Here is a 20524-nt window from a genome sequence, read left to right on the forward strand (position 1 = left end):
GAGCACCCGCCCGGCCTTTCGTCTGCGCGGCCCCGCCGCCTGCCCCCCGCCGCCTGGCCCCCCTGCCTGCCGTCCCCGCTGCCTGCCCCCGCTGCGTGCCCTACCTGCCGGAGCCCTACTGCCGGAGCCCTGTGCCGGAGCCCGCCACCGGGTTTCGCGCCGGCTGAACGATCAGTATCCGCGGTAGCCGGTGCCGGTCTTCATGCCCACCACACCGGGAACGGCCGAGACCGAGCCGTAGCGCTCGATGGCATAGCGGACGCCCGCGACGATGTTGTCCACCGGGTTCCAGATGTCCTTGTGCCCCGGCAGGGACCAGCGGTTGAACGTGGGGTCGATGGTCTGCATCAGCCCCTTGGAGGGGGTTCCCGCGGCCGCGTTCGAGTCCCAGTTGTTGATCGCATGCGGGTTCCCGCCCGACTCGTGCCGGATGATCATCCAGATGTCGTCCCGGTTCATCTTCCCGGCGGGGTAGCCCTGGGCCGTGAGGATCTCGATGGCCTGCTCGATCCACTCCTTGACCTGGCCGGTGGGCGCGGGTCCGCCGCCGGCCGGCGGCGGACCGCTCGGGCCGTAGCCGCCGCTCCCGCCCGAGCCGCCGTAACCGCTCACGCCGCTCACGCCGCTCAGGCTCGTCCCGCCGTACGAGGCGTACGTCGGGTGCGCCTTGTCACCGGGGGCTCCCGTGTAGCCGGGGGTGCGCTGCCAGTCGACGGTGTGCCCCTGCCGGGGCACGAAGTCCTGTTTGCCCGGGTCCGGAATCTTGGCGAAGGTGAGCGCGCCGTCGCGGTAGTCGCCGCCCAGGTGGGAGCCCAGCGTCTTCGTGGCGTCGCCGACGGCCGTGTTCACCTGCTCCAGGTGCGGCCGGGCGTCCTCGATTCCCCGGGAGACGATGGCCCGCAGCCCGTTCTCCAGCTCCTTGTCCGCGGCATCCTGGTTCCGGCCGCGGTAGGCCGCCGCCTCGGCGACCACGTCGGCGCAGATGCCGTCGATCTTCGATTTGGCGCTCTCCAACGCCGTGGCGACCTTCTCCAGCGCGCCCGCGCACGCGACCAGAGCGTCGTGGAGGCCGTCGGCCGCCTTGCCGTACCTGTTCATGTACGTGACGAAGGCATCGGCCGAGCGGCCCTGCCACGCGGCGTCCACGGTGCGCACGGCCCGGCCCACGCCACCGGCGTAGTCCTGCGCGTCGCCGGCCGCGCCGCGCCACTTCCCGGCGATGTCGCGGATCCCGCCGGGATCGCCGTTCACCTTCTGCGCCATGGCGGCCAGCTCACCGCCACCCGGCAGGTCGGAGACCCCGCTTCGCTCGCTCATACCTGAAGTGAGGTGGACGTGGCCTTGTGGGCCGTCCGGACGTTGTCCTGCACGCTCTCCAGCGCCCGCTCCACGCCCTTCAGCTTGGTCCTCGCGTCGGCCACCTCCGCGGTCAGCGCGGCGTAGGCCGTGTCGACGGCCGCCGCCAGCGCCGCCGCGCCGTCCACGTGCCCGAAGGAGGCCGCCCGGGTGCCGGGCGTCTCGGGCAGGCCGCCGTGCAGGCTCTCGTACTGGCCCCAGGCCTTGCTCACCGCCGTACGGCAGCTTTCGAGCGCCTGGAAGTGGATGTCGAAACCGGCCACGGACCGCTCCTCTCCGCCTGTCACTCTTCCCCGGGAGGAGGCAGGAACGCGGTCTGGGCGAGCCGCGCGCCGAACCTCCTGTCGACGTGGTAGCCCCGGCCGGGCGGCAGCGGATGCGCCCGGACGTTGCCGAACAGGTAGCCCTCGTCCTTGTTGCCGGACAGGATGACGGCGGGGCTGGCCATGTCCTTCAGCTTCTGGACGACCGGGTCGTACATGGCCCGGCCGGCGCCGCCCATCTGGCGCGACAGGACCAGGTGCAGCCCGATGTCCCGCGCCTGCGGCAACAGGTCCACCAGAGGCAGCAGCGGGTTGGACGAGGTGGCGACCAGGTCGTAGTCGTCCACGACGATGTAGACGTCCGAACCCTGCCACCAGCTCCTGTCCCGCAACTGCTCGGGCGTGAGGTCCGCCGGGGGCAGCCGCTTGAGCAGGGCCCCGCGCACGTTGTTGATCAGCTCCTGGGCGGCGGTGCTCGACGCCGCGTAGCCGATGCGGTGGGCGGTCGCGGCCGAGTCGAGCAGCGACCTGCGGTAGTCGATGACGATCATCATCGCCTCGTGCGGCTGCCGCCTGGCCACCAGGCCCTCGGCGACCAGCCGCAGCAGGTTCGACTTGCCGCTCTCGGTGTCGCCCAGGACGACGAAGTGCGGGTCGGCGTCGAAGTCGAGCAGCACGGGCGAGAGCGTCGCCTCGTCGATGCCGATCGGGATCTTCGGTCCCGTCTCCTCGATGCCGGGCAGCGAGGCCGCGGGCAGCACCGGCGGCAGCAGCCGGATCGCCGGCGCCGGCGGCCCCTGCCAGGAGTCCCTGACCGCGTGCACCAGCCCGCGGACGCCCGCGCCGAGGTCCTCGGAGCTCTGCACGCCGTCGATCCGCGGCAGCGCGGACAGGAAGTGCAGCCCCTCCTTGGTGAGGCCGCGTCCCGGCGCGCCCTCGGGGACCGCCAGCGACGCCTTCCTGTTCACCTCGGACTCGTACGCGTCGCCGAGTTTGAGCTCGACCCTGGTGCCGAACAGGTCGCGGATGCTCGCCCGGAACTCCGACCACTTGTTGGTGGCCGCCACCACGTGGATGCCGTATCCGAGGCCCCGGGCGGCGATGTCGGTGACGACGGGTTCGAGCGACTCGAACTCCTGCCTGAGCGTCAGCCAGCCGTCCACCACCAGGAACACGTCGCCCCAGCCGTCGCCGTCGCGGCCGGACTCGGCCCGCATCCGGCGGTAGGCCGCGACCGACTCGATGCCGTGCTCGGCGAAGTCCGCCTCGCGCCGCTCGAGGATCGTGGAGATCTCGGCGACCGTACGGCGGACGCGGTCGGCGTCGAGGCGGCTCGCGACGCCGCCCACGTGCGGCAGCGCCTCCAGCGAGGCCAGGGAGCCGCCGCCGAAGTCCAGGCAGTAGAACTGCACCTCGCGCGGCGTGTGCATCAGGGCCATGCTCGTGATCAGCGTCCGCAGCACGGTGCTCTTGCCGCTCTGCGTGCCGCCCGCGACGCCAACGTGGCCCGCGCCTCCGGACAGGTCCAGCCAGTAGGGGTCGCGGCGCTGCTCGAACGGCCGGTCGACGATGCCGACGACCGCGTGGAGCAGCCCCCGGCCGCCCCAGCCCGCGGTGGTCAGACCGAGCTCGGGGGTGACGGACAGCGGCGGCAGCAGGTGGGCGAGCGTCGGCGACTCGGCCAGCGGGGGCAGCCAGATCGGGTGCGCCGGAGGGCCGTGGCCGGTGAGCCGGCCGACCACGACGTCGAGCAGGCTGTGCCGCGGGCCGCCGGGCTCTTCCGCGGGTGCCAGCTCCCTGGTCGTCTCGGTCACCTCGACGGGCGCGAAGGCGGTGCCGTACTCCACCACGTCGCGCACCGGCCGGCCGGCTCCGCCGGCCGCGGACCGCGCCGGGTCGGCGTGGTGGGGCCCGGACACGTAGGCGGCCTTGAACCGGGTCATCCCCGTGGTGTCGTACTTCAGGTAGCCGTTGCCCGGCGCGGGCGGCAGCTCGTAGGCGTCGGCGACGCCGAGCACGACCCGGCTCTCCATGGCCGAGAACGTGCGCAGGCCGATCCGGTAGGACAGGTGGGTGTCGAGACCGCGCAGCCGGCCCTCCTCCAGGCGCTGGGAGGCCAGCAGGAGGTGCACGCCGAGCGAGCGGCCGAGCCGCCCGATCATCACGAACAGGTCGACGAACTCCGGCTTGGCGGTGAGCAGCTCGCTGAACTCGTCGATCACGACGAACAGGGTCGGCATCGGCTTGAGGTCCGCGCCCTGCTCCCTGGCCCGCTCGTAGTCGCGCAGCGAGGCGTAGTTGCCCGCGGCGCGCAGCAGCTCCTGGCGGCGCACCATCTCGCCGTGCAGCGCGTCGTGCATGCGGTCGACGAGCGGCAGCTCGTCCTCCAGGTTGGTGATGACCGCCGACACGTGCGAGAGGGAGTCGAGGCCCAGGAACGTGGCGCCGCCCTTGAAGTCGACCAGCACGAAGTTGAGGATCTCCGAGGAGTGCGTGATGGCCAGGCCGAGCACCAGCGTGCGCAGCAGCTCGCTCTTGCCGGATCCGGTCGCCCCGATGACCAGGCCGTGCGGCCCCATGCCGCCCTGCGCCGACTCCTTGATGTCGAGCTCGACCACCCGCCCGTCCGCGCCCAGCCCGATCGGCACCCGCAGCCGGTTGCGACCGGCCCGGGGCTGCCAGATCACCGAGGGATCGAGATGGGCGGGGTCGCCCACGCCGAGCAGGTCGGTGAGCGAGGTGTTGAGGCCGAGCACGTCCTGCGCCTCGCCCTGGGCGCCGGCGGAGGCGCGCAGCGGCGCGAGCTGCCGGGCCAGCCCCTCCGCCTCGGAATAGCCGAGGCGGTCGGGGTCGCCGAGCCGGGTGCTCGACTGCCGTCCCGCGTGGTCGATCTTGACCATGTGGAAGCCCTCGGGCTGGACGTCCAGCCGGAGCGTGATCGCCTCGGGGACCGCTCCGGTCACGCCGGACAGATCGATCACGGTCACGCCCTGGATGGCGTCGGACCCGAGCTGGCTGTCGTGCGGCACGTGCCCGCCGTCCACGATCACCACGTGGTACGGCAACGCCTCGGTGGAGGCGCCGGGCCGGAACCTGGCCCGCTCCCTGAGCTCCTCCCCGACCAACGCGTCGAGGTGCCCGAGGTTCTCCGCCATGAGCCTGACCTGGCCCGCGGCGTCGGCCTGCTCGGGATGCAGGGCGTGCGGCAGCCACTTCACCCACTCCCACTGGGGCATCCACTCCTTGCTCGCGCAGATCATGATCCGCATGTCGTCGGGGGAGTGGAAGGCGACGAGCTGAGCGATCACGGCCCGGACCAGCTCGCGCACCGCGGTGGGGTCGCCGGTGAGGTGGATGCGGGCGAAGGAGTGCAGGGCGACCGCGACGGGCAGCTCCGACACCGTGGCGTGCGCCCGGACGAACCGGCGCAGCGCCCCCGCCGACAGGGCGTCGAGGTCCTCCACCGGCTTGGTGTCCGGCGGGACGAGCTGGATGGCGAGCTTCTGCACGCCGGTGCCGAGCCGCACGGTCGCGAAGTCGTCGTCGCGCGGCCTGCGCTCCCACAGACGCGGCCCCATCACGATCCACCACAGCGAGTCGGGCGGCGGCCCGCTCCACTCCAGCGCCTCCCGCTGCTGCACGGCGGCCCTGCGGACCTTCCTGCGGATCTGCGACAGGTAGCGGAAGTAGTCGCGGCGCAGCCCGTTGAGCCGGTTCCTGCGCTCACCGGCGTTGCGGCCGAGCTGGCCGACGCTCATGCCGACCATGGAGACGGCGAACAGCCCACTCGCCACGTACATGAGGGGGTTGCCGTTGCCCCCCGCCGTGAACATCAGCCCCATCGCGGCGCCGCCGGCCAGCATCGGCACGTACGTGAGCATGGACATCAGACCCTGCGGCTGAACCTCGGGAATCTCCGGCGGGGATTCCAGGAGGATCTCGCCACGGGGGGGCTTGGGGCCCGGGCGGCGCTCGGGACGCGAAACCACGACAATGCTCATCTGACTGACTTTTCTACCAGGTTTGCCGATATTTTCGGGCTGTCAGAGAGATCTCCGGGAGAGGATTCCCGCTGTGTCATCGCCGGCCCCCCTTCACATCCAGCAGGGTGTCGTCCAGCAGGGCATGGTCCAGCACGGCCCCGGTCATCAGGGAGCGGCCCAGCAGGGCGCGTTGCCACAGATGACCGCCCCGCTGCCGCCCCTGTGCCACATCACCGTGGTCGCCCCGCGCAGGAAGGCGGACCTCGCGCTGCCGTCGGACATCCCGTTGCCGCACGTCATGCCCGGACTGCTCCGGGCGGTCGGCGAGGCGGGAGGCGACGCGGCCGCGGCCCCCGGCTGGGTGCTCCAGCGTCTCGGCGGCCCGCCGCTCGACCTCGGTCAGAGCCTGGGCGCGCTGGGCGTCCTGGACGGTGAGGTCCTCTACCTGCGCCCGCGCGACGCGGTGCTGCCGCCCGCGGTGTACGACGACGTGGCCGACGTCGTCGCCACCGGGACCAAGGAAGGCGGCGGCAGGTGGGAGCCGCGGCACACGAGGCTGCTCGGCATGGGCGTGGCCGCCGGGCTGCTCGCGCTCGGCGCCGTCGTCCTCGCGCTGGCGGCGGCTCCGCCGCGGCTCACCGCCGGAGTGGCCGGAGCCGTCGCGGTGCTGCTTCTCGCCGCCGGGGCCGTGGTGTCGAGGGCCGTCGGCCGGCCCACCGCCGGCGCCCTCGTCGGCTACGCGGCCCTGCCGCACGGCTTCCTCGCCGGCCTGTTCACGCCCGGCGCGTCGGGCGCCGTGCTGGTCCTCGGGGCGCCGAACCTGCTGGCCGCGCTCGCGTACACGGCGCTGTTGGCGACCGTCGGCGGCGTGCTGATCGCCGACGGCGTGGCCGGCTTCCTCGGCGTCGCGGTCGCGTCCGTCGCCGGGGCGGTCGGAGCCGGATGCGTGATGGTGTTCGGGGGATCGGGCGCCGGTGCGGCGGCCGTGGTGGCGACGGCCCTGCTGGCGCTGAGCCCGCTCATCCCCACGCTGTCGTTCCGGATGGCCAGGGTGCCGCTGCCGCCGCTGCCCACCAGCGCCGAGGAGCTGCGCAGCGACAACCAGCGGATCGACGGCCCGATGGTGCTCCAGCGGACCGCGCAGGCCCACCGGTACGCCACCGGCATGGTCATCGCGATCGCGCTCACCGGCGTCGCGGGGGAGCTGCTGCTCGTCCAGCACGGCGGCTGGGTCGCCCGCGTGACGGCGGCGACGCTGGCGCTGGCGCTGGCCATGCGGGCGAGGGTCTTCGCCGGGGTGGCCCAGCGGCTGTGGATGGTCCTCACCGCCGCGGCCGGGGCCGCCGCCCTGGCGTTCGCACTGGGGACGGGCGCCGACGCGGTCGCCGAGGTGGCCGTGACGATCGGGGTGCTGTGGACGGCCCTGCTCGTGCTCGGCCTCGGTCTCTGGCTGCCCACGGGCCGGCCCTCGCCGTTCTGGGGACGGGCAGCCGACATCCTCGACGCGCTGCTGATCGTCGCACTGGTCCCGCTCACGCTGGGCGTGCTCGACCTGTACTCCTGGGTGCGCGGCCTGTCGGGCTGACGCGCCCCCGTCCGTCTCAGAAGTCTTGTCTCAGAAATCTTCTCTCAGAAATCTTGGGCGTGGTCGCGGGCCCACTGGGCGAACGTACGGGCGGGCCTGCCGGTGACCCTCTCGGAGGTGGGCATCGGCGCCACCGGGTCGAACTCCTCGGCCGGCGAGGAACCGGCCTCCTCGCCCGAGTAGGTCTCGAAGCCGGTGAGGAAGTCGGCATTGGCCGCCGCGAAGCCGCCCTGCGCCAGATACAGCTCACGGGCCTGCCACGGCGTCACCACGTCCAGGCGGATGTCCTGGCCGACGGCCTCGGCGATCGCACGCACCTGGTCGCGGCGGCTGATGAGCTCGGGGCCGTTCAGGGTGTAGGCGGCGCCCTCGTGCCCGTCCTCCAGCAGGGCCGCCGTGGTCACGTCGGCGATGTCACGCTCGTGGACGGGATACCAGGCGAGGTCGGGGAACGGCTCGCGAACCACCCGCTCGGCCCGGATCGAGGGCCCCCAGAGCCAGAGCTTGTTGAGCATGAACTCGCCGGGGCGCACATGCGTCCACTCCATGCCGGAGGCCTCCACCGCCTGTTCCACGGGCAGGTGGAAGGTCGTGTCGTGGCCGGTGGTCACCGCCCCGGAGGAGAGGGTGACGACCCGGCGGACGCCCGCCTCCTCGGCCAGGCGGACGACTTCCGGCGCGGTGGCGGCGAATGGAAACAGATACATCCGCTCCACACCCTTCAGCACGGGGCGCAGGGTCTCGGGCTCCGCCAGGTCGCCCCGCACGACCTCCGCCTCGCCGGGAAGGGATCCTTGTCCGGGGTTCCTGCTCAGGGCCCGCACGGCGACTCCCGCCCGGACAAGTCGCTCAACGACGAGCCTTCCCACATTCCCGGTCGCCCCGGTCACCAGAACTCGCATTTCACCGAAACTAACGGTAGTGAATCGCCTGCGCAAACGCGAACGTACTGTTCACATATTGCGTTTGACCTGCGCAAACGCTATTTCTCTGGCCCTTTGCACGGGTGAATTGATTTGTCTTCCGATCGCACTCTTGGCAGGAAGAGACAAGCGCCGGATGCGGCGAGATCCGGCGCTCTCGCTAGAGCCGGCCGGCGCCTTCGGGCGACGCCCGCTCGTCGAAGGCGCGGCGGGCGTCGCCGAGGAGGGCGGCCACGTGGGGCAGGCCCGCGGCCTCCAGCCCGCCGCGCAGCATCTCCTCCTTCGCCGCCTCCGCGGCCGCCTCGGCCCGCCGTACGGCCGTCAGGACTGCCTCGGCGAGCGCGCGGCTGTCGAGCCTGCGCATGCCGAGCGGGTGGATGTCGACGGCGCGGAGCGTGCCGACGGCGTCGACGGTCGCGGTGATCCGGCCCCCGTCGGCACTCCCGGCGTATTCGCGCGTGCTCCACTCGGCCGCTAGCTCGTCCATCCACGAGGCCGCCGCCGACAGCCGCTCCATGCGCGCCCGGAGCTCACGCATCTCGTCCACGCTCACTCCTCCCGCAGCAGGGCCCGGACGTACGGGGCGAGCGGATCGCCGGGCGGCGTATTCGCGCCGGCGTCCGCCGTGAGGTCCGGCGCGAGGTTGGGCGTGAGGCCCGGCGTGAGGCCCGCCATGGCCCGAGCCAGCCGCTCGCCCACCTCGCTCCGCGCGGCGCCGATCGCGCCCTGGATCGCGGCGGACATCGCGACGTGGTCGAGGTCGCGCATCGCCCGCGGGTCGACGGTCAGCCCGAGCAGGCGGCCCGCTCCGGAGACCCGGGCCACCACGGCGCCCGTGGCGTCGGACCCCTCGACCACCTCCTCGCTCAGCCCGTGGAGCAGGTCGGCGAGCGCGCCGACGCGGCCCTGGACCTCCCGCACCAGCCCGGCGACGTCGCCTTCCCTGCCCTCGTTGAACGCGGCCGTGTTCCTCACCGGGGCTCCTCGATCACGGGCTGCCAGTAGTCGTGGATGTGCGCGCGGTCCGCCACGGCGGGAGTGAGCGTGAGGTCGCGGCGGCCCCGCGCCGGGTCGCCCTCCTCGTAGAAGGCGGCCCGCAGGTCGTTGAGCTTCTGCTCCGCCTTGTTGAGGTCGCCCTCGCAGGCCATGTAGACGTCGGCGAACTGCTTGACGAGGTTGCCCAGCGCACTGGCGAACACGCCCACCTGCGAGATCAGCGCGACCCGCCCGGCCGGGTGCGCGCTCATCGCCGCGAGCGTGCGGAGGATCGGCGCCGTGGCGGCGTAGAGGCCGAACACTGACAGGTCGTACTCCAGGACCTCCTTGAACTGGTTGTGCATCGCGCCGCTCATCTCACCGGTGACCCCGTGGAGCTTCTCGTACAGGACCGTGGTGTTGAAGCGGACCCGCCGCCCGAGCAGGTCGGCCGCGTGGCCCTTCCAGTTCGGGCCGACGTCCTGGAAGTAGGAGAACCAGATGTCGGACCGGCCGCTGTCCAGCCGGCCCCCCATCTCCTTCCACAGCTCCCGCCGGTCGTAGAAGAGGAAGGGATTGCCGAGGTTCAGCGTGGCCGCCACGTCCAGGGCGAGGGCCGCGCCTCCCAGCCCGGACATGGCCATCGCCGTACGCGTCTGCTGCCGCAGCGGGTTCAGCCCTTTGACCAGGTTGCGGAAGAAACCCGGATCGGTGCGGGTGGCGGCGGAGGCGGCGGCCGTGCCGCCCGAGCCGCCCGAGCCGCCCGTGCCGGCCGTCTCGGCCGGTGCCACGGAAACGGCTCGCCGGACGTTGCCGCTCGCGTCCGTGACGTAAAGCTTCTTGGGGCCGGGGCCGGGGCCGGGGCCGGGGCCGGGGGCGGACCGGCCGGGGACGAACAACTCGCCGGGCTCGCCGGGTGAGGTCGTCATGCGGATCCTCTCAGATAGGGGTCTTCTGAATGGCCACCGCGCCGGCCTTCTCCGCGGCCACGTAGTTGTCGGCGGCCCTGACCAGCGTCTCGCCGTCCCTGCGCAGGGCGTCGCCGAGGATGCCGGCCGCGCCCGACCAGGTGTCGGAGACGGTGTTGAACCGGTGGACGAAGGCGAGCCCGACGATGGGGACCCCGGCGAGCGGAGCAAGGTTCCCGCCCTCGAAACGGGGCGTGGCGTCCTTCATCCGCCGCACGCCGTCCGCGGAGCCGTCCACTGTGCCGGCGAACTTCCTGATGAAGCTCGCGGCCACCTCGTAGCCGGGCAGGCCGGACGAGCCGCCGCCCGGCGCCGGGTCCCGCGCCGGGACCTGCGCCGGCGCCCGCACCGGGACCTGCTCCGGGGCCCGCACCGGGATCACGGCGGCCTCTCCCGGCCGCCGCCCGCGTATCGAGTCCGGCAGGCAGGGACCGGCCGGGCATGGAGGCGTGTGCGGGCAGGGGCTCACCATCGGGGAGACGGAGGAGGCCGGGAGGGAGGACGTCCCGGATGGCCCGCTGGAGGGAGATGCGCCGTACGACACTGATCTTGCCTATCACCGGGCTCCGCGCCCCCGCCATGCGCAGTGGTGACGTTTACGCAGGTGGACAGCGGAAATTCGGGGCCCGTTCACTGGCGTGTAACGGCGAGCTCGCAAACCCCCGTACGCCCGCCTTTGATGCGTTAGCGTGCCGATGTTCCGGAATAACGGCAAAAGGGGGCTCGAATGGCCGGCAGCGGATTCGACGACTTCGACGTGGAGCGGTTCGGCCGGCGCGCGGACGCCACGATCGCGGCCGTCGAACGGCTCCAGGAGACCCTGTCCTCGCTCGTCGGCCGGGCCCGGGACGAGGACGGCCTGGTCGAGGTGGAGTTCACCAGCCGGGGGCTGAGCGAGCTGAAGCTTCACCCCAAGGCGATGCGGCTGAGCTCGGGCGAACTGGCCGAGCGGATCAAGGAGACGGTGGGCGCCGCGTCCGACGACCTGTACCGGCAGATGAACCGGGCCATGGCCGAGGTCCTCGGGCAGGAGGGCGATCAGACGCGGTTCCTGAACGACCCCGAGGCCGTGCTCAAGCAGGTCAGGGAGGCGGAGTCCGCCTTCGACCGCACCACGGAGGACGTGCTGGGCGAGCTCGACCGGATCAGCCGCAGGCTGAACCTCTGACGGGCGGCGCGCCCGTCCGGTGGAGACCACGCGAACGGGCGCGACTTCCTAGCCGATGCGGTCGGGGCTGATCGTGCTCGTCACCCGCCAGACGTCCGGTTCGGGGTCGTAGATCTCCCGCTCGCGCTCGTCCTGGCCGCCCGTCCCGGCGCCGCCCGCCGCCGGAGCGTAGGGGAGGAAGGACGAGCCCGCACCGCCCTGGGCGGCCCGGTAGCCGCCCAGGAGGCCGCCGCCCTCCACGGCGGCTCCCGCCCCGTAGCCGGTGCGCGCCCCGCCGTACACGCCGATCACGCCGCCCGGCGGCAGCGTGCCGGTCGGCCCGGCGGTGGGCAGGGGGATCCGCGGGTCCGGGTAGCCGGTGAGCGCGTGGGGGGTGGTGCCCGCGGGGGCCGTGGCGCCGGGCAGGGGGTGGGTGGTCGCCAGCTCCGTCGAGCCGCCGCCGATCACGGCCGGAGCCGTGCCCGATCCGTCGCCGGAGCCGCCCGGCTGTCCCGTGCCGGGCTGTCCCGCACCCGGTGCGCCGCCCGCTCCGGGGTCGCCCGCTCCGGGGTCGCCCGTGCCGCCGGACCCGTCCGCGCCGCCGCCCCCGGAGCCCGTGCCACCGGAGCCCGAACCGCCGGAGCCCGTGCCACCGGAGCCCGAGCCGCCGGTGCCCGAACCGTCCGTGCCGCCGGAGCCGTCGCCCGACTGGCCGCCTCCGCCGGATCCCGAGCCGCCGGACTCGGACCCGGTCGAGCCCGAGCCGGTCGTGCCGTCGCCGTACGAGCCGCCGTGCCACACGCCGTCGGAGGTCGTGGTGGGCGCGCCGGTCCCGCCCACATGGATGCGCGGGGAGTTCGCGAGGTCGATGTGCAGCGGCTCGACGGCGGGAAGTTCGAAGGCCAGCCCCTCGGCGAAGGCGTTGTTGGCCTCCTGGATCTGCTGGTTGAGCTTGCGGAAGTGGGCCCTCGCCGCCTCGTCCCCGTCGGGGTAGGGCATGGCGCCGGGAGAGGGGGCGGGCGTGGAGAAGCTCCGGGACGAGGAAGAGGAGGAAAGCGGAGGCGAGGGGTACGGAGAAGGGGTCCCGTTCGTGCCGCCGCCCGCGCCCTCGTTCGAGCCGCCCGAGCCACTCGGGCCGGCCGGGAAGTTCGTCTTCGCGTCGCTGACCACGTCCGCGTACCAGGACATCGCCGCCCCGCTCGCGGTCATGGCGTCGCCGAGCGCGCCCGCCGTGGCGTAGAGCGCGCGGAGGGCGGACTGCACCTCCTCGGCGGCGGGACCGCGCCAGACGGCGGCGAGTTCCTTGGCGGTCCTGCTCAGGGCCGCCTGGATGCCCACCTCGGACGGCCCGCTGCCGCCGACCTTCCCGCCCACCAGGTCGGCGGCGTCGATGAACGCCTGACCGGCCCGGCGGACCATGTCGGGACTCGCGGCGTCCAGCTTCTGCTTGATCTGCTCCCGGGAGAGGTTGTTCGGGTCGAGCCCGTCGACGCTCGTGTATACCTTGATCGGCTCCCAGCCGGCTTCGGCCCCCATCGCGATCTTTCCCCTTGCCTTCGGCGACTCACGCGCTGCTGCTCGTGTGGCCCTTCTCGTAGTTCACGACGGCTTGCTCCACCGCGCTCACCATCGCCTCGATGCGGTCGATCAGCAGCTGATACTTGCCGCCGAGCACCTCGTGGGCCTGCTCGGCGTTCAACCCGAAATACTTCGCGGCCTCCCACGGGCCGGTCTCCGAGGGGCCGACGTTGGTCAGTCCCTGAACCTCGCCCGCGGTTCCCGGGCCGCTCCAGGTGGCGCTCATGCTGGCGGGGGCGCGCCCGCGCAGCGTGCCGAGCTCGTCCCGCAGCCCCTTGAGGATCTGCCGGACCCGCGTGTGGTCGATGTACACCTCACCCGGACCTGCGCCGAGACCCGGCCAGGTCTCGGGCAGCGGCAGCTTCGGCGGCGGCGACCCGCCGCCGGGATCCTGGCCCACCTCTTGCCTCCCTAGCCTTAAGCCCTGTCAATGCGGGGCGACGTGGTCGTCTGGTCGCTGACGAAGAAGTCCTCGTCTTCGAGCAGCCAGGTGGTGCGCTCGCGCTCCTGGCGCTCGCCGCCCCCGCCCGCCGCGTGCGGGGCCATCGGAACCATGCCGTTGCCCACGCCGGCGCGTGCCGCCGCCCCGCCCACGCCCCCGGCGCCGATGCCCGCGCCGGAACCGCCGCCCGCGCCGGAGCCGCCGTACCCGCCGCCGTACCCCGTGCCGGGGCCCGAGCCGGCGCCGCCGGTCAGGCCGTTGGGGACGGCGGTCTGCGGGGTGTGGCCGGAAAGGCTGGTGCCGCCGAGACCGGCGTCGCCCGGCCGCGTGCCGTTCGCGCCGGTGCCGCCGTTCGTGCCGCCCGCGCCTGTGCCGCCGAGGCCGCCGTCGAGGTCGCCGCCCGTCCCGTTGCCGTCCAGCCCGTTGCCGTCCAACCCGCCGCCGGCGCCGTCCAGCCCGGTCCCACCGCCGGGGACGCCCGTGCCCGGCCCGTACGGATCGCCGGAGCCGTTCCAGCCCGGGAAACCGCCGTCGCCCAGGCCGGTGGTGCCGGTCGAGCCCGTGCCGAGGTCGCCGAGCGAGGCGGGGTTCTGCCAGTTCCCCATGTCCGTACGGAGCGTCGGGTTCGGAAAGGTCGCCCCGGGACCGGTGACCGGCGTGAACGTCGGGGGCGTCATGTCGAACTTCGGCACGTCGGTGTCGAGCGAGGCGGGGAAGAGGGCGTTGGCGGCCTGCGTCGCCTGCGTGAGCTTCTTGAGGTGCTCCTCGGCCGCCTTCATGTCCTTCTCCTCCTTCGACTCCCCGAAGAGGTTGAGGAAGGGACCGTCGCCGAAGGCCGAGCCGATGGCGCCGGCCAGGCCGCCGACGATGAACCCGCCCACGCCGCCGATGACCGCGCCGGGGATGGCTCCGACGCCCGCGAAGGGAGAGCCGGCGATGGCGCCGCCGGCCGCGCCGACCGCCCCCGCCTCCACGGCCGCGTCGTACCAGTCGACGTCGCTCTTCGTGGGCTCGGGGACGTTCTCGCCCCGGAACTGGTTGAGGGAACTGGCGTAGACGTCCAGCGCGGGCACCACGCCGCGCGCCGAGGGCGACCCCGACTGCCCCGCCGGAGCGGAGGTGTCCACGATCGCGGTCATCACCGCGACCGTGGAGGCCCTGAGCCGGTGGAGCTGCTCCTTGACCTGCTTGGCGTCCTCACCCGTCGTCCAGTGCTTGTCGAGCGAGTCCAGGTGCCTGTCGAGCGTGTCGACCACGGACTTGAGCTTGTCGTGCACGCTCTTGAACTCGCCCGAGGCCGCCCTGATGAGCTCGGGGTCGGTCTTCTCGAGCGAGGTGCGCAGCGTCTCCAGCATGACGACGCCCGGATCGGACGCGTCGATCGCGGCCCTGATCGGCATCTTCCGCTCCGCCACGGCGCCTCCTCAACCACTCCGCATGCGACTAGACGTCCGCCACACCGACATGCCGCACGCCCGCCTGCTCTCCGGCGTCGAGGTTCCTGACCGCCAGTTCCAGGCGTTCGGCGGCGATGCCGAGGGTCGAGGCGATCTCCGCGTAGACGGCGGTGACCGCGCTCTCGGCGCCGGTCACGCTGGTGTGGAACCCCATCGCGGCCTCCCAGAAGCCGCCGACGGCATCACGCTGCGTGAGCAGGCGCTTCACCGCGCCGCCCTCGTGGAAGGCGACCGGAGTCACCTCGCGTTTGGACGCACCGGGCGCCAGCAGCTCCAGCGCCTCCTCGAAGTCCTTGCGCGCGTTCCTGAGGGCCGTGCGGCTGACCTCCATGCCACCGTCGCGAGCCATGCGTCACACTCCCGTCAACGCCGTGACGGGCACCGGCGTACGAGCGCCGGCGCCTCCGGCCGTATCGTCGGACGTCCGCTCACTTGCCGTCGAACATGGCCGCGTTGATCCGCTCCACGTCCTGCATGTTCATGTTGGTGATGTTGATGTTCTTGGCCAGCAGAGACACGATGTCCGCCAGGCCCTTGGCCTCCTGCTGCCAGATCCGCCTCGTCTGGTCGTAGGCGTCCTTGGCGCCGCCCTGCCAGATGGCGGTCTTGGTGTTGAGCTTGTTCTCCAGGTTCTCCAGCTCGGTGACCAACCGGTTGAAGGCGTTCTGGAACTCGGTCTCGCCTGAGTCCAGACCACTGAAGTTGACCTTGGTGATGTCGAAGTCCACCATCGCGCTCTCCGTCCGTTCCTGGTGGTCGTCTCGGGCTCAGCGGCTGTACGAGGCGGGCGGGGCCTGGTTGATGAGCGCCTCGATCTTGTTGATCTCGGTGGTCGCCTGCGCGTTGAACTCGGCGTAGTTCTTGTTGTTCGCCCGGATGCTCTCCGCGAGGGTCTGCAGGCTGCCCAGGATGACGTCCATGCGCTCGTGCCACAGCAGGTGCACCTTGTCGAACGCGTGGTGCGACTCGCCCTGCCAGTGGGTCCTGAGGTTCTCGCCGGCACTGTCCAGGTAACGCTGGATGCCGCGGATGTTCTCGGCCGCGTCGCCGATCCAGGTGATCGCCTCGTCCAGGTCGTGCCGGCTGACTTGAGCCTGGCTTGCGCCAGAGTGCGACATGGCCACCTCCACTGATCCTGTCAATTACCCCCGACCAGGCGGGTCGGGTGATGACCCAAAAGTCACAGTAATGGATCAGCAGGGGACTTGCCGGGGCTGTCCGAGATTAAGATTTTGTCACGTCTATTGCGCTTTTGTCAGGCGGCCGGTTAGGAGCTTTGTACGATTTGCGAGCTTTGTGGTGACTCGGCCGTAAGTAGTTGAAAACGCAATCTGCCGACAATCGGCTGGAGGGTGTTGTGACCGATACGAGCGGCGGCGGGAATCCTTTCGCCGGCCTGGCGAACACGATGAACACGGGCGGCGCGGTGGACCCCCGCCTGACGGACCCCGAGTTCAAGATGGACTACCCCGAGGTCACGAAGTTCGGCAACGACGTGGCCGGCCGGGGACAGGTCCTGGCGGACACGAGCGACCGGATCAAGAAGATCCACCTTCCGATGCTGACCTTCGGCGTGATCGGCGGCAGCCTGAACGGCGTGCACAGCCAGGTGCGGAACACGACGGCCGATGCCGTGGCGAAGGGCAAGGAGGTCCTGGAGTCCTGGAAGGCGGCCGTCGACCAGGCGGTGAAGAACGCCAAGGAAGCCGAGAAGCAGAGCTCCGGCGACACCGGGAAGGGGGGTCAGCACGGCCTGCCGGGTGGCCCGAAGGTCCCCGGGTTCGACCCCAAGAAGCTGGGACTCGGCGGAGACGGGTTGCCCAAGACCGGCCCCGGTTCCGGCCTCGGGAACGACCTCACGCTTCCGAAGGACAAACTGGGCACCGACCTCGACGACAGCCTGTCGCACCCCGACCTGCCCGACGGGAGCACGCTGCCCGGCCCCGGCGGGAACGGCGACGGCCTGCCCGGCCCCGGCGACGTGAACGGCGACGGCCTCGACGGCAGCGGGCTCGACCCGAACGGCGGCGGCCTCGGTCAGGACGGCCTCGGCCGTACGGGCCTGGACGGGCTCGGCCAGAACAATGTGAATCCGCTGGAGACGCCCAAACTGCCGGGCGACACCGCCCTGTCGTCGTACACCCCGAACCCGTTGTCCCTGCCGACGCCGCCGCCGGTCCCCGACCTCGGCACGACCGGCTACGGGCCGGGCGACCACTCCGTGAACCGGCCGGGAAGCGGCGGCTACGGCTCGGGCGCCTACGGCTCGGGCGGAAACGGCTCCGGCGCGTACGGCTCGGGCGGGGGCCCGGGCGCCGCCGGTCGTGCCGGCGGCGGGGCGGGGGGGATACCCGGCATGCCATACGCCCCGATGGGCGCGGGCGCGGGGAGCAACGACGACGGCAAGGAGCGCACGCGGGGTCCGGCGGTGCCGGAGGACGAGAGCACCTGGTTCGGCGACGAGGACGTGGCGCCTGCCGTCCTCGGGATGCAGGAGGACGTCTAGGCCATGGTGAACATCGGGAACGTCGAGATCTGGGACGCGCGGAACAATTTCATCGCCGGCGCCGGCATGGCCGGCATGGCAGCCATGCTGGAGCCGAGCGCGCTGCCGCTGGCGGGGCTGCTGGCCACGATGATCGCCGATCCCGACGCCATGTCGCGGGGCGCGAGCGAGTGGCGCAACGAGGGGGGCGGCCCCGGCATCGGGCAGCTGCGTAAGGATCTCCAAGCGCAGCTCACGGCACTCGAGTCGAACGGACATCTGAAGGGGCGGATGCTGACCACGGTCAAGCAGAAGTTCGCCGAGCTGGACCACCAGCTCGACGGGCTGGACCAGGGCTCGAAGGGCGTCGGCGCCAGCCTCGACTCCGCGTCCCAGCTCTACACGGTGGCGAGTGTCATCGCGCTGTCGATGGGCGGGGTGGCGTTGACGCTGGCGAACATCAGCGTCGCGGCCAAGACCAACCCCATCTCGATGGCCGCGGTGCAGCCCACCGTCACCGGCATCATGGCCACCATGTCGAGGACCGCGCAGAAGGTGTTCGCGGTCCTGGCGAAGTTGACCTGGAAGGTCGCCGCGATCTTCACAGGGGTCGCCTACCTCGCCGGCGGCGCCCAGCAGAAGTTCCCCGGCATGCAGGCCATCACGATGCAGGCGCCCGACTTCACCAAGGCCAAGGTGGCCTTCGATCCGACCAGCGGAGGCCTCACCGAGCCCCTCCCGGACCCCGGCGACATCGGGAAGGCGCCGTCCTTCATGCCGCCGATCGGCATCTGATGGAGTGGGCGGCCGGCGCGTTCGAGCGGCGGCTCGGGGCGGCGTACGACGCGGGCGACCTCGCGGTCTGCCTGAGCATGCTCAGGGACACCGAGCTGGCGCTGCCCATGCCGCCGGACGGCGACGCCGCCTGGCCGACGATCACCGCGCCCGACCGGGTGTGGCTGCCCGCCTACACTTCCTTCGAGGCCATGACGGCGGCCACCGGCCTGTCCCGCGCCCGGATCACCTCGCTGGCCGAGCTGGCCGCCGGCTGGCCCGACCCGCACTGGGGCCTCGCCGTCAACCCGGGCCTGCCGGTGCGCTTCCTGCTCGAACCGGGGACCGTCGCCAGGCTGGCGGTCCCCACACTCGCGCAGGACCGCATGGCTGAGCCCGAGCCCGCCCTGCCCGTCGTGCAGAAGCCGCTGACGCCGGGGGAGGTGCACGGCTACCTCGGCGACGGGGAGTCGCGCGTCTCCGGCTACTGCCACCACGCGCTCGACGTGGCGCACGTGGCGACGCCCGCCGTGCTCGCCGACGCCCTCGGCCGGGGCGCCGACGACGGCCTGCTCAGCGGCGACGGCTCACTGTTCCTGCTGCGGTGGCGCACGGTCGGGCTCAACCTCTACCGCACGCCGTACGGCGGGACCGACGAGGCGGGCATGGAGGCGGTGGCGGGCTGGGTCGTCGAGGAGCCGCCGTTCGCCGGCATGGGCCTCGCGCCGAACGTCGACTTCCTGGTCCGCGAATACAAGGTGGACGCCGTACGGCTGCCGCACGGCTCGGAGGTCGTCGAGCTGACCGCGGCCGGCACCGAGGTCGTGCGCGCGGTCTACGACGGCGACCTCGGCCGCTGGGGGCCCGGAGAGCCGGCCGCCGCCTCCCTGAGCTCCTACCGCGCGCGCTGGCGGGGGGCCGACTTCCCGGCGAGTCCGGATCCGGGACACGACGGGCTGCTGATCCGGCTGCTAGGCGACGGGCCGGCCGACGGGTTCGAGGAGCGCGCTCCGGGCCGCTTCGTGCGGCCCGTGCCCGCCGGGGAGTGCGAGGCCGTCTTCCACGTCACGCGGGTGTGCGAGTGGCGCGGCGCACCCTGTCTCGTACGGGACGAGCGCGAAGGCGAGCTGCTGCTCGAATACACCGGCGGGCGGCTGCCGGTGGCACGGGCGCTCGGCCTGGAGCGGATCGAGCGGGGCGTCCACCGGCGCTGGGTGGCCCGCGCCGAGGCGAGCGGGTTACACGAGCACGCCGAGCCCCTCGACCTGGGGCTCCACGAACCAGCCTGACTCCGGGACCACTCGGATCGAAGGAGCGGACGCAGATGAGCGAGACCGATCCGCACATTCATGTCGAGCAGAAGGTGATGCAGGCCGGAGCCGACTACCGCAATCTGATCGCCTCGTCGTTGGGGCACGCACCCGATGCGCCGGATGTCATCACCGCCGGTTGCGGGCTCCCGGTGCCCTATGCGATGACCTCGACCCGCCCGGAAAGCGTCACCTGCCTCGCATGCCGGGAACACGCTCACCGGGAGTACCTGCGCTACGCCGAGCAGGTGGAGCGTCTGAGCCGGATGCCCGGCGCGCCCGTCACCGGCGACCAGGCCGCCAGGGCCGCGCGATGGGCCCGGGACTTCGCGAAGAGGTTCTCCGGCTAGAACGGTGCCCTGCGTGTCCGATCGGTGTCTTCGCCGCCTCTGTCGACATCACTAGCCGAATGTCAAAGCGAGGTGTGATAATCCCGCATATTGGACATAGATCATCATCGAGGTGAACGCGGTCGATCGGGGTGATGAACACGACCGGGGGACAGACGCCGGACGCCGCCGGGATGCGGGCGTACGCCGAGGAACTGCGGGCCACGTTCATGCGCCTGCAGGAGGAGGCGCCCGCGCTGCACGAGAAGGCGCGTGCCGTGCAGGTGACGGAGAAGTCGCGCGACGGGCTCGTGGCGGCCACCGTCGGCGCGAACGGCGACCTGATCAGGCTCGACCTCGACCCGCGCATCTACCGGCGGCAGGACGCGCGCGGCCTGGCCGACGCCATCACGCGGACCATCCACGCCGCCGTGGCCAAGGCCCAGGACCGGGTCGTCGAGATCTTCGCGCCGCTCATCCCCGCCGAGCAGATGAGGGCACACATCGGCGGTGACCTCGACGCGGTGCTCGAACAGATGTCGATGCAGATGTCGATGCAGATGCCGATGCAGACGCCGAGGCGGACACCGGAGGGGCCATGAGTGAGCTGTTCGAGGTGAACTACGTCGACATCCGTCCCCAGCAGCTCGCGAAGGGCCTGTCGCAGTGGCACGCCGCCTCGTCCGACACGGAGAGCGGCTACGCCGCCAGCCTGGGGGAGATCCGTCGGCTCAACGCCGCCGAGCCGTGGGGGCAGGACAAGGCCGGGGCCGCCTTCCGCTCCGCCTACATGCAGGGCGACGGGCCCGACACGGTGATGAAGCAGGGTGAGGACCTTGCCGCGAAGGTGGTCGAGCTCGGCCCGACCGTGCGGCGCAGCGCCGAGAACGCCCGGGGAATGGACGCCCAACGGGCCAGAGAGGTACGCGAGATCCTGAAACGGGTCTGA

Annotated in this window: 22 protein-coding genes; 8 read left to right on the plus strand and 14 right to left on the minus strand. The window is 72.2% G+C overall.

From position 1 onward, the window contains the following. Positions 1 to 171 precede the first annotated feature (171 nt). From ACGFIB_RS15575 to eccCa, 3 genes are read right to left on the minus strand one after another with little or no spacing between them, the layout of a single operon-like run. A complete protein-coding gene (locus ACGFIB_RS15575; RefSeq protein ID WP_393372135.1) occupies positions 172 to 1317 on the minus strand; it encodes a WXG100 family type VII secretion target in 1146 nt (381 codons plus the stop codon). Further along, a complete protein-coding gene (locus tag ACGFIB_RS15580) occupies positions 1314 to 1619 on the minus strand; it encodes a hypothetical protein (protein ID WP_393372138.1) in 306 nt (101 codons plus the stop codon). The genes ACGFIB_RS15575 and ACGFIB_RS15580 overlap by 4 nt, the downstream gene beginning before the upstream one ends. 20 nt (positions 1620 to 1639) lie before the next feature. After that, a complete protein-coding gene (gene eccCa / locus ACGFIB_RS15585) occupies positions 1640 to 5620 on the minus strand; it encodes a type VII secretion protein EccCa (RefSeq protein WP_393372141.1) in 3981 nt (1326 codons plus the stop codon). A gap of 73 nt (positions 5621 to 5693) precedes the next feature. Between eccCa and eccD the strand changes: the two genes are divergently transcribed. Continuing rightward, positions 5694 to 7187 (plus strand): type VII secretion integral membrane protein EccD, encoded by a 1494-nt coding sequence (gene eccD / locus ACGFIB_RS15590; protein ID WP_357239029.1) that lies wholly within the window; start codon positions 5694 to 5696, stop codon positions 7185 to 7187. A 44-nt stretch (positions 7188 to 7231) separates the two neighbouring features. Here eccD and ACGFIB_RS15595 read toward each other — a convergent pair whose 3' ends face one another. The 5 genes from ACGFIB_RS15595 to ACGFIB_RS15615 form a co-directional block, all read right to left on the minus strand. Continuing rightward, positions 7232 to 8089 (minus strand): SDR family oxidoreductase, encoded by an 858-nt coding sequence (locus ACGFIB_RS15595; protein WP_357239032.1) that lies wholly within the window; start codon positions 8087 to 8089, stop codon positions 7232 to 7234. Positions 8090 to 8270: 181 nt separating this feature from the next. Beyond that, positions 8271 to 8648, minus strand: a complete 378-nt coding sequence (locus ACGFIB_RS15600) for a YbaB/EbfC family nucleoid-associated protein (RefSeq protein WP_393372803.1) — start codon at positions 8646 to 8648, stop codon at positions 8271 to 8273. Between the two features lie 11 nt (positions 8649 to 8659). Continuing rightward, positions 8660 to 9085, minus strand: a complete 426-nt coding sequence (locus tag ACGFIB_RS15605) for a YbaB/EbfC family nucleoid-associated protein (protein WP_393372145.1) — start codon at positions 9083 to 9085, stop codon at positions 8660 to 8662. Beyond that, on the minus strand, positions 9082 to 10014 hold the full coding sequence (locus ACGFIB_RS15610; protein ID WP_393372148.1) for a hypothetical protein: 933 nt from the start codon (positions 10012 to 10014) through the stop codon (positions 9082 to 9084). The genes ACGFIB_RS15605 and ACGFIB_RS15610 overlap by 4 nt, the downstream gene beginning before the upstream one ends. A gap of 10 nt (positions 10015 to 10024) precedes the next feature. Continuing rightward, on the minus strand, positions 10025 to 10435 hold the full coding sequence (locus tag ACGFIB_RS15615) for a hypothetical protein (RefSeq protein WP_393372150.1): 411 nt from the start codon (positions 10433 to 10435) through the stop codon (positions 10025 to 10027). A gap of 345 nt (positions 10436 to 10780) precedes the next feature. On the opposite strand from ACGFIB_RS15615, the gene ACGFIB_RS15620 reads away from it, so the two are divergent. Next, on the plus strand, positions 10781 to 11221 hold the full coding sequence (locus tag ACGFIB_RS15620) for a YbaB/EbfC family nucleoid-associated protein (RefSeq protein ID WP_357239044.1): 441 nt from the start codon (positions 10781 to 10783) through the stop codon (positions 11219 to 11221). 48 nt (positions 11222 to 11269) lie between these two features. On the opposite strand, the gene ACGFIB_RS15625 is transcribed toward ACGFIB_RS15620, so the two are convergent. The 6 genes from ACGFIB_RS15625 to ACGFIB_RS15650 form a co-directional block, all read right to left on the minus strand. After that, positions 11270 to 12736, minus strand: a complete 1467-nt coding sequence (locus ACGFIB_RS15625; RefSeq protein WP_393372154.1) for a WXG100 family type VII secretion target — start codon at positions 12734 to 12736, stop codon at positions 11270 to 11272. A 28-nt stretch (positions 12737 to 12764) separates the two neighbouring features. Continuing rightward, entirely contained in the window at positions 12765 to 13178 is a 414-nt protein-coding gene (locus ACGFIB_RS15630; RefSeq protein WP_142569310.1) for a hypothetical protein, read from the minus strand. Positions 13179 to 13195: 17 nt separating this feature from the next. Beyond that, positions 13196 to 14635: a WXG100 family type VII secretion target gene (locus ACGFIB_RS15635; protein WP_357239050.1), complete on the minus strand. Its 1440-nt coding sequence runs from the start codon at positions 14633 to 14635 to the stop codon at positions 13196 to 13198. 28 nt (positions 14636 to 14663) lie between these two features. Beyond that, positions 14664 to 15026, minus strand: coding sequence for a hypothetical protein (locus tag ACGFIB_RS15640; protein WP_142569314.1), 363 nt, complete (start codon positions 15024 to 15026; stop codon positions 14664 to 14666). 79 nt (positions 15027 to 15105) lie between these two features. Next, positions 15106 to 15408: a WXG100 family type VII secretion target gene (locus ACGFIB_RS15645; RefSeq protein ID WP_142569316.1), complete on the minus strand. Its 303-nt coding sequence runs from the start codon at positions 15406 to 15408 to the stop codon at positions 15106 to 15108. Between the two features lie 36 nt (positions 15409 to 15444). Continuing rightward, positions 15445 to 15795: a WXG100 family type VII secretion target gene (locus ACGFIB_RS15650; RefSeq protein WP_142569318.1), complete on the minus strand. Its 351-nt coding sequence runs from the start codon at positions 15793 to 15795 to the stop codon at positions 15445 to 15447. A 239-nt stretch (positions 15796 to 16034) separates the two neighbouring features. Between ACGFIB_RS15650 and ACGFIB_RS15655 the strand changes: the two genes are divergently transcribed. The 6 genes from ACGFIB_RS15655 (at position 16035) to ACGFIB_RS15680 (ending at position 20524) form a co-directional block, all read left to right on the plus strand. Beyond that, on the plus strand, positions 16035 to 17183 hold the full coding sequence (locus tag ACGFIB_RS15655) for a hypothetical protein (RefSeq protein ID WP_393372158.1): 1149 nt from the start codon (positions 16035 to 16037) through the stop codon (positions 17181 to 17183). Positions 17184 to 17186: 3 nt separating this feature from the next. Continuing rightward, positions 17187 to 17957 carry a hypothetical protein gene (locus tag ACGFIB_RS15660; RefSeq protein ID WP_357259267.1) on the plus strand — a complete coding sequence of 257 codons (771 nt, stop codon included), beginning with the start codon at positions 17187 to 17189 and terminating at the stop codon, positions 17955 to 17957. Then, complete coding sequence (locus tag ACGFIB_RS15665; RefSeq protein ID WP_393372162.1) at positions 17957 to 19225, plus strand: SseB family protein; 1269 nt, start codon at positions 17957 to 17959, stop codon at positions 19223 to 19225. Before ACGFIB_RS15660 ends, ACGFIB_RS15665 begins: the two co-directional genes overlap by 1 nt. Before the next feature lie 35 nt (positions 19226 to 19260). Further along, the gene (locus ACGFIB_RS15670; protein WP_357239063.1) at positions 19261 to 19596 is read left to right on the plus strand and encodes a hypothetical protein; all 336 of its coding nucleotides are present in this window, start codon (positions 19261 to 19263) and stop codon (positions 19594 to 19596) included. 134 nt (positions 19597 to 19730) lie between these two features. Then, positions 19731 to 20177: a YbaB/EbfC family nucleoid-associated protein gene (locus ACGFIB_RS15675; RefSeq protein WP_393372166.1), complete on the plus strand. Its 447-nt coding sequence runs from the start codon at positions 19731 to 19733 to the stop codon at positions 20175 to 20177. Beyond that, positions 20174 to 20524 (plus strand): hypothetical protein, encoded by a 351-nt coding sequence (locus tag ACGFIB_RS15680; RefSeq protein WP_142569327.1) that lies wholly within the window; start codon positions 20174 to 20176, stop codon positions 20522 to 20524. Before ACGFIB_RS15675 ends, ACGFIB_RS15680 begins: the two co-directional genes overlap by 4 nt.

Source organism: Microbispora bryophytorum, from assembly GCF_043197435.1.
In the GTDB taxonomy this organism is placed as follows: domain Bacteria; phylum Actinomycetota; class Actinomycetes; order Streptosporangiales; family Streptosporangiaceae; genus Microbispora; species Microbispora bryophytorum.

What these genes read in the sequence shown, in the direction of transcription:
- ACGFIB_RS15675 (WP_393372166.1), top strand. Translation starts at nt 19,731, where the DNA reads ATGAACACGACCGGGGGACAGACGCCGGACGCCGCCGGGATGCGGGCG.
- ACGFIB_RS15665 (WP_393372162.1), top strand. Translation starts at nt 17,957, where the DNA reads ATGGAGTGGGCGGCCGGCGCGTTCGAGCGGCGGCTCGGGGCGGCGTAC.
- ACGFIB_RS15660 (WP_357259267.1), top strand. Translation starts at nt 17,187, where the DNA reads ATGGTGAACATCGGGAACGTCGAGATCTGGGACGCGCGGAACAATTTC.
- eccCa (WP_393372141.1), bottom strand. Translation starts at nt 5,620, where the DNA reads ATGAGCATTGTCGTGGTTTCGCGTCCCGAGCGCCGCCCGGGCCCCAAG.
- ACGFIB_RS15680 (WP_142569327.1), top strand. Translation starts at nt 20,174, where the DNA reads ATGAGTGAGCTGTTCGAGGTGAACTACGTCGACATCCGTCCCCAGCAG.
- ACGFIB_RS15575 (WP_393372135.1), bottom strand. Translation starts at nt 1,317, where the DNA reads ATGAGCGAGCGAAGCGGGGTCTCCGACCTGCCGGGTGGCGGTGAGCTG.
- ACGFIB_RS15595 (WP_357239032.1), bottom strand. Translation starts at nt 8,089, where the DNA reads ATGCGAGTTCTGGTGACCGGGGCGACCGGGAATGTGGGAAGGCTCGTC.
- ACGFIB_RS15640 (WP_142569314.1), bottom strand. Translation starts at nt 15,026, where the DNA reads ATGGCTCGCGACGGTGGCATGGAGGTCAGCCGCACGGCCCTCAGGAAC.
- ACGFIB_RS15645 (WP_142569316.1), bottom strand. Translation starts at nt 15,408, where the DNA reads ATGGTGGACTTCGACATCACCAAGGTCAACTTCAGTGGTCTGGACTCA.
- ACGFIB_RS15650 (WP_142569318.1), bottom strand. Translation starts at nt 15,795, where the DNA reads ATGTCGCACTCTGGCGCAAGCCAGGCTCAAGTCAGCCGGCACGACCTG.
- ACGFIB_RS15670 (WP_357239063.1), top strand. Translation starts at nt 19,261, where the DNA reads ATGAGCGAGACCGATCCGCACATTCATGTCGAGCAGAAGGTGATGCAG.
- ACGFIB_RS15610 (WP_393372148.1), bottom strand. Translation starts at nt 10,014, where the DNA reads ATGACGACCTCACCCGGCGAGCCCGGCGAGTTGTTCGTCCCCGGCCGG.
- ACGFIB_RS15625 (WP_393372154.1), bottom strand. Translation starts at nt 12,736, where the DNA reads ATGGGGGCCGAAGCCGGCTGGGAGCCGATCAAGGTATACACGAGCGTC.
- ACGFIB_RS15600 (WP_393372803.1), bottom strand. Translation starts at nt 8,648, where the DNA reads ATGCGTGAGCTCCGGGCGCGCATGGAGCGGCTGTCGGCGGCGGCCTCG.
- ACGFIB_RS15620 (WP_357239044.1), top strand. Translation starts at nt 10,781, where the DNA reads ATGGCCGGCAGCGGATTCGACGACTTCGACGTGGAGCGGTTCGGCCGG.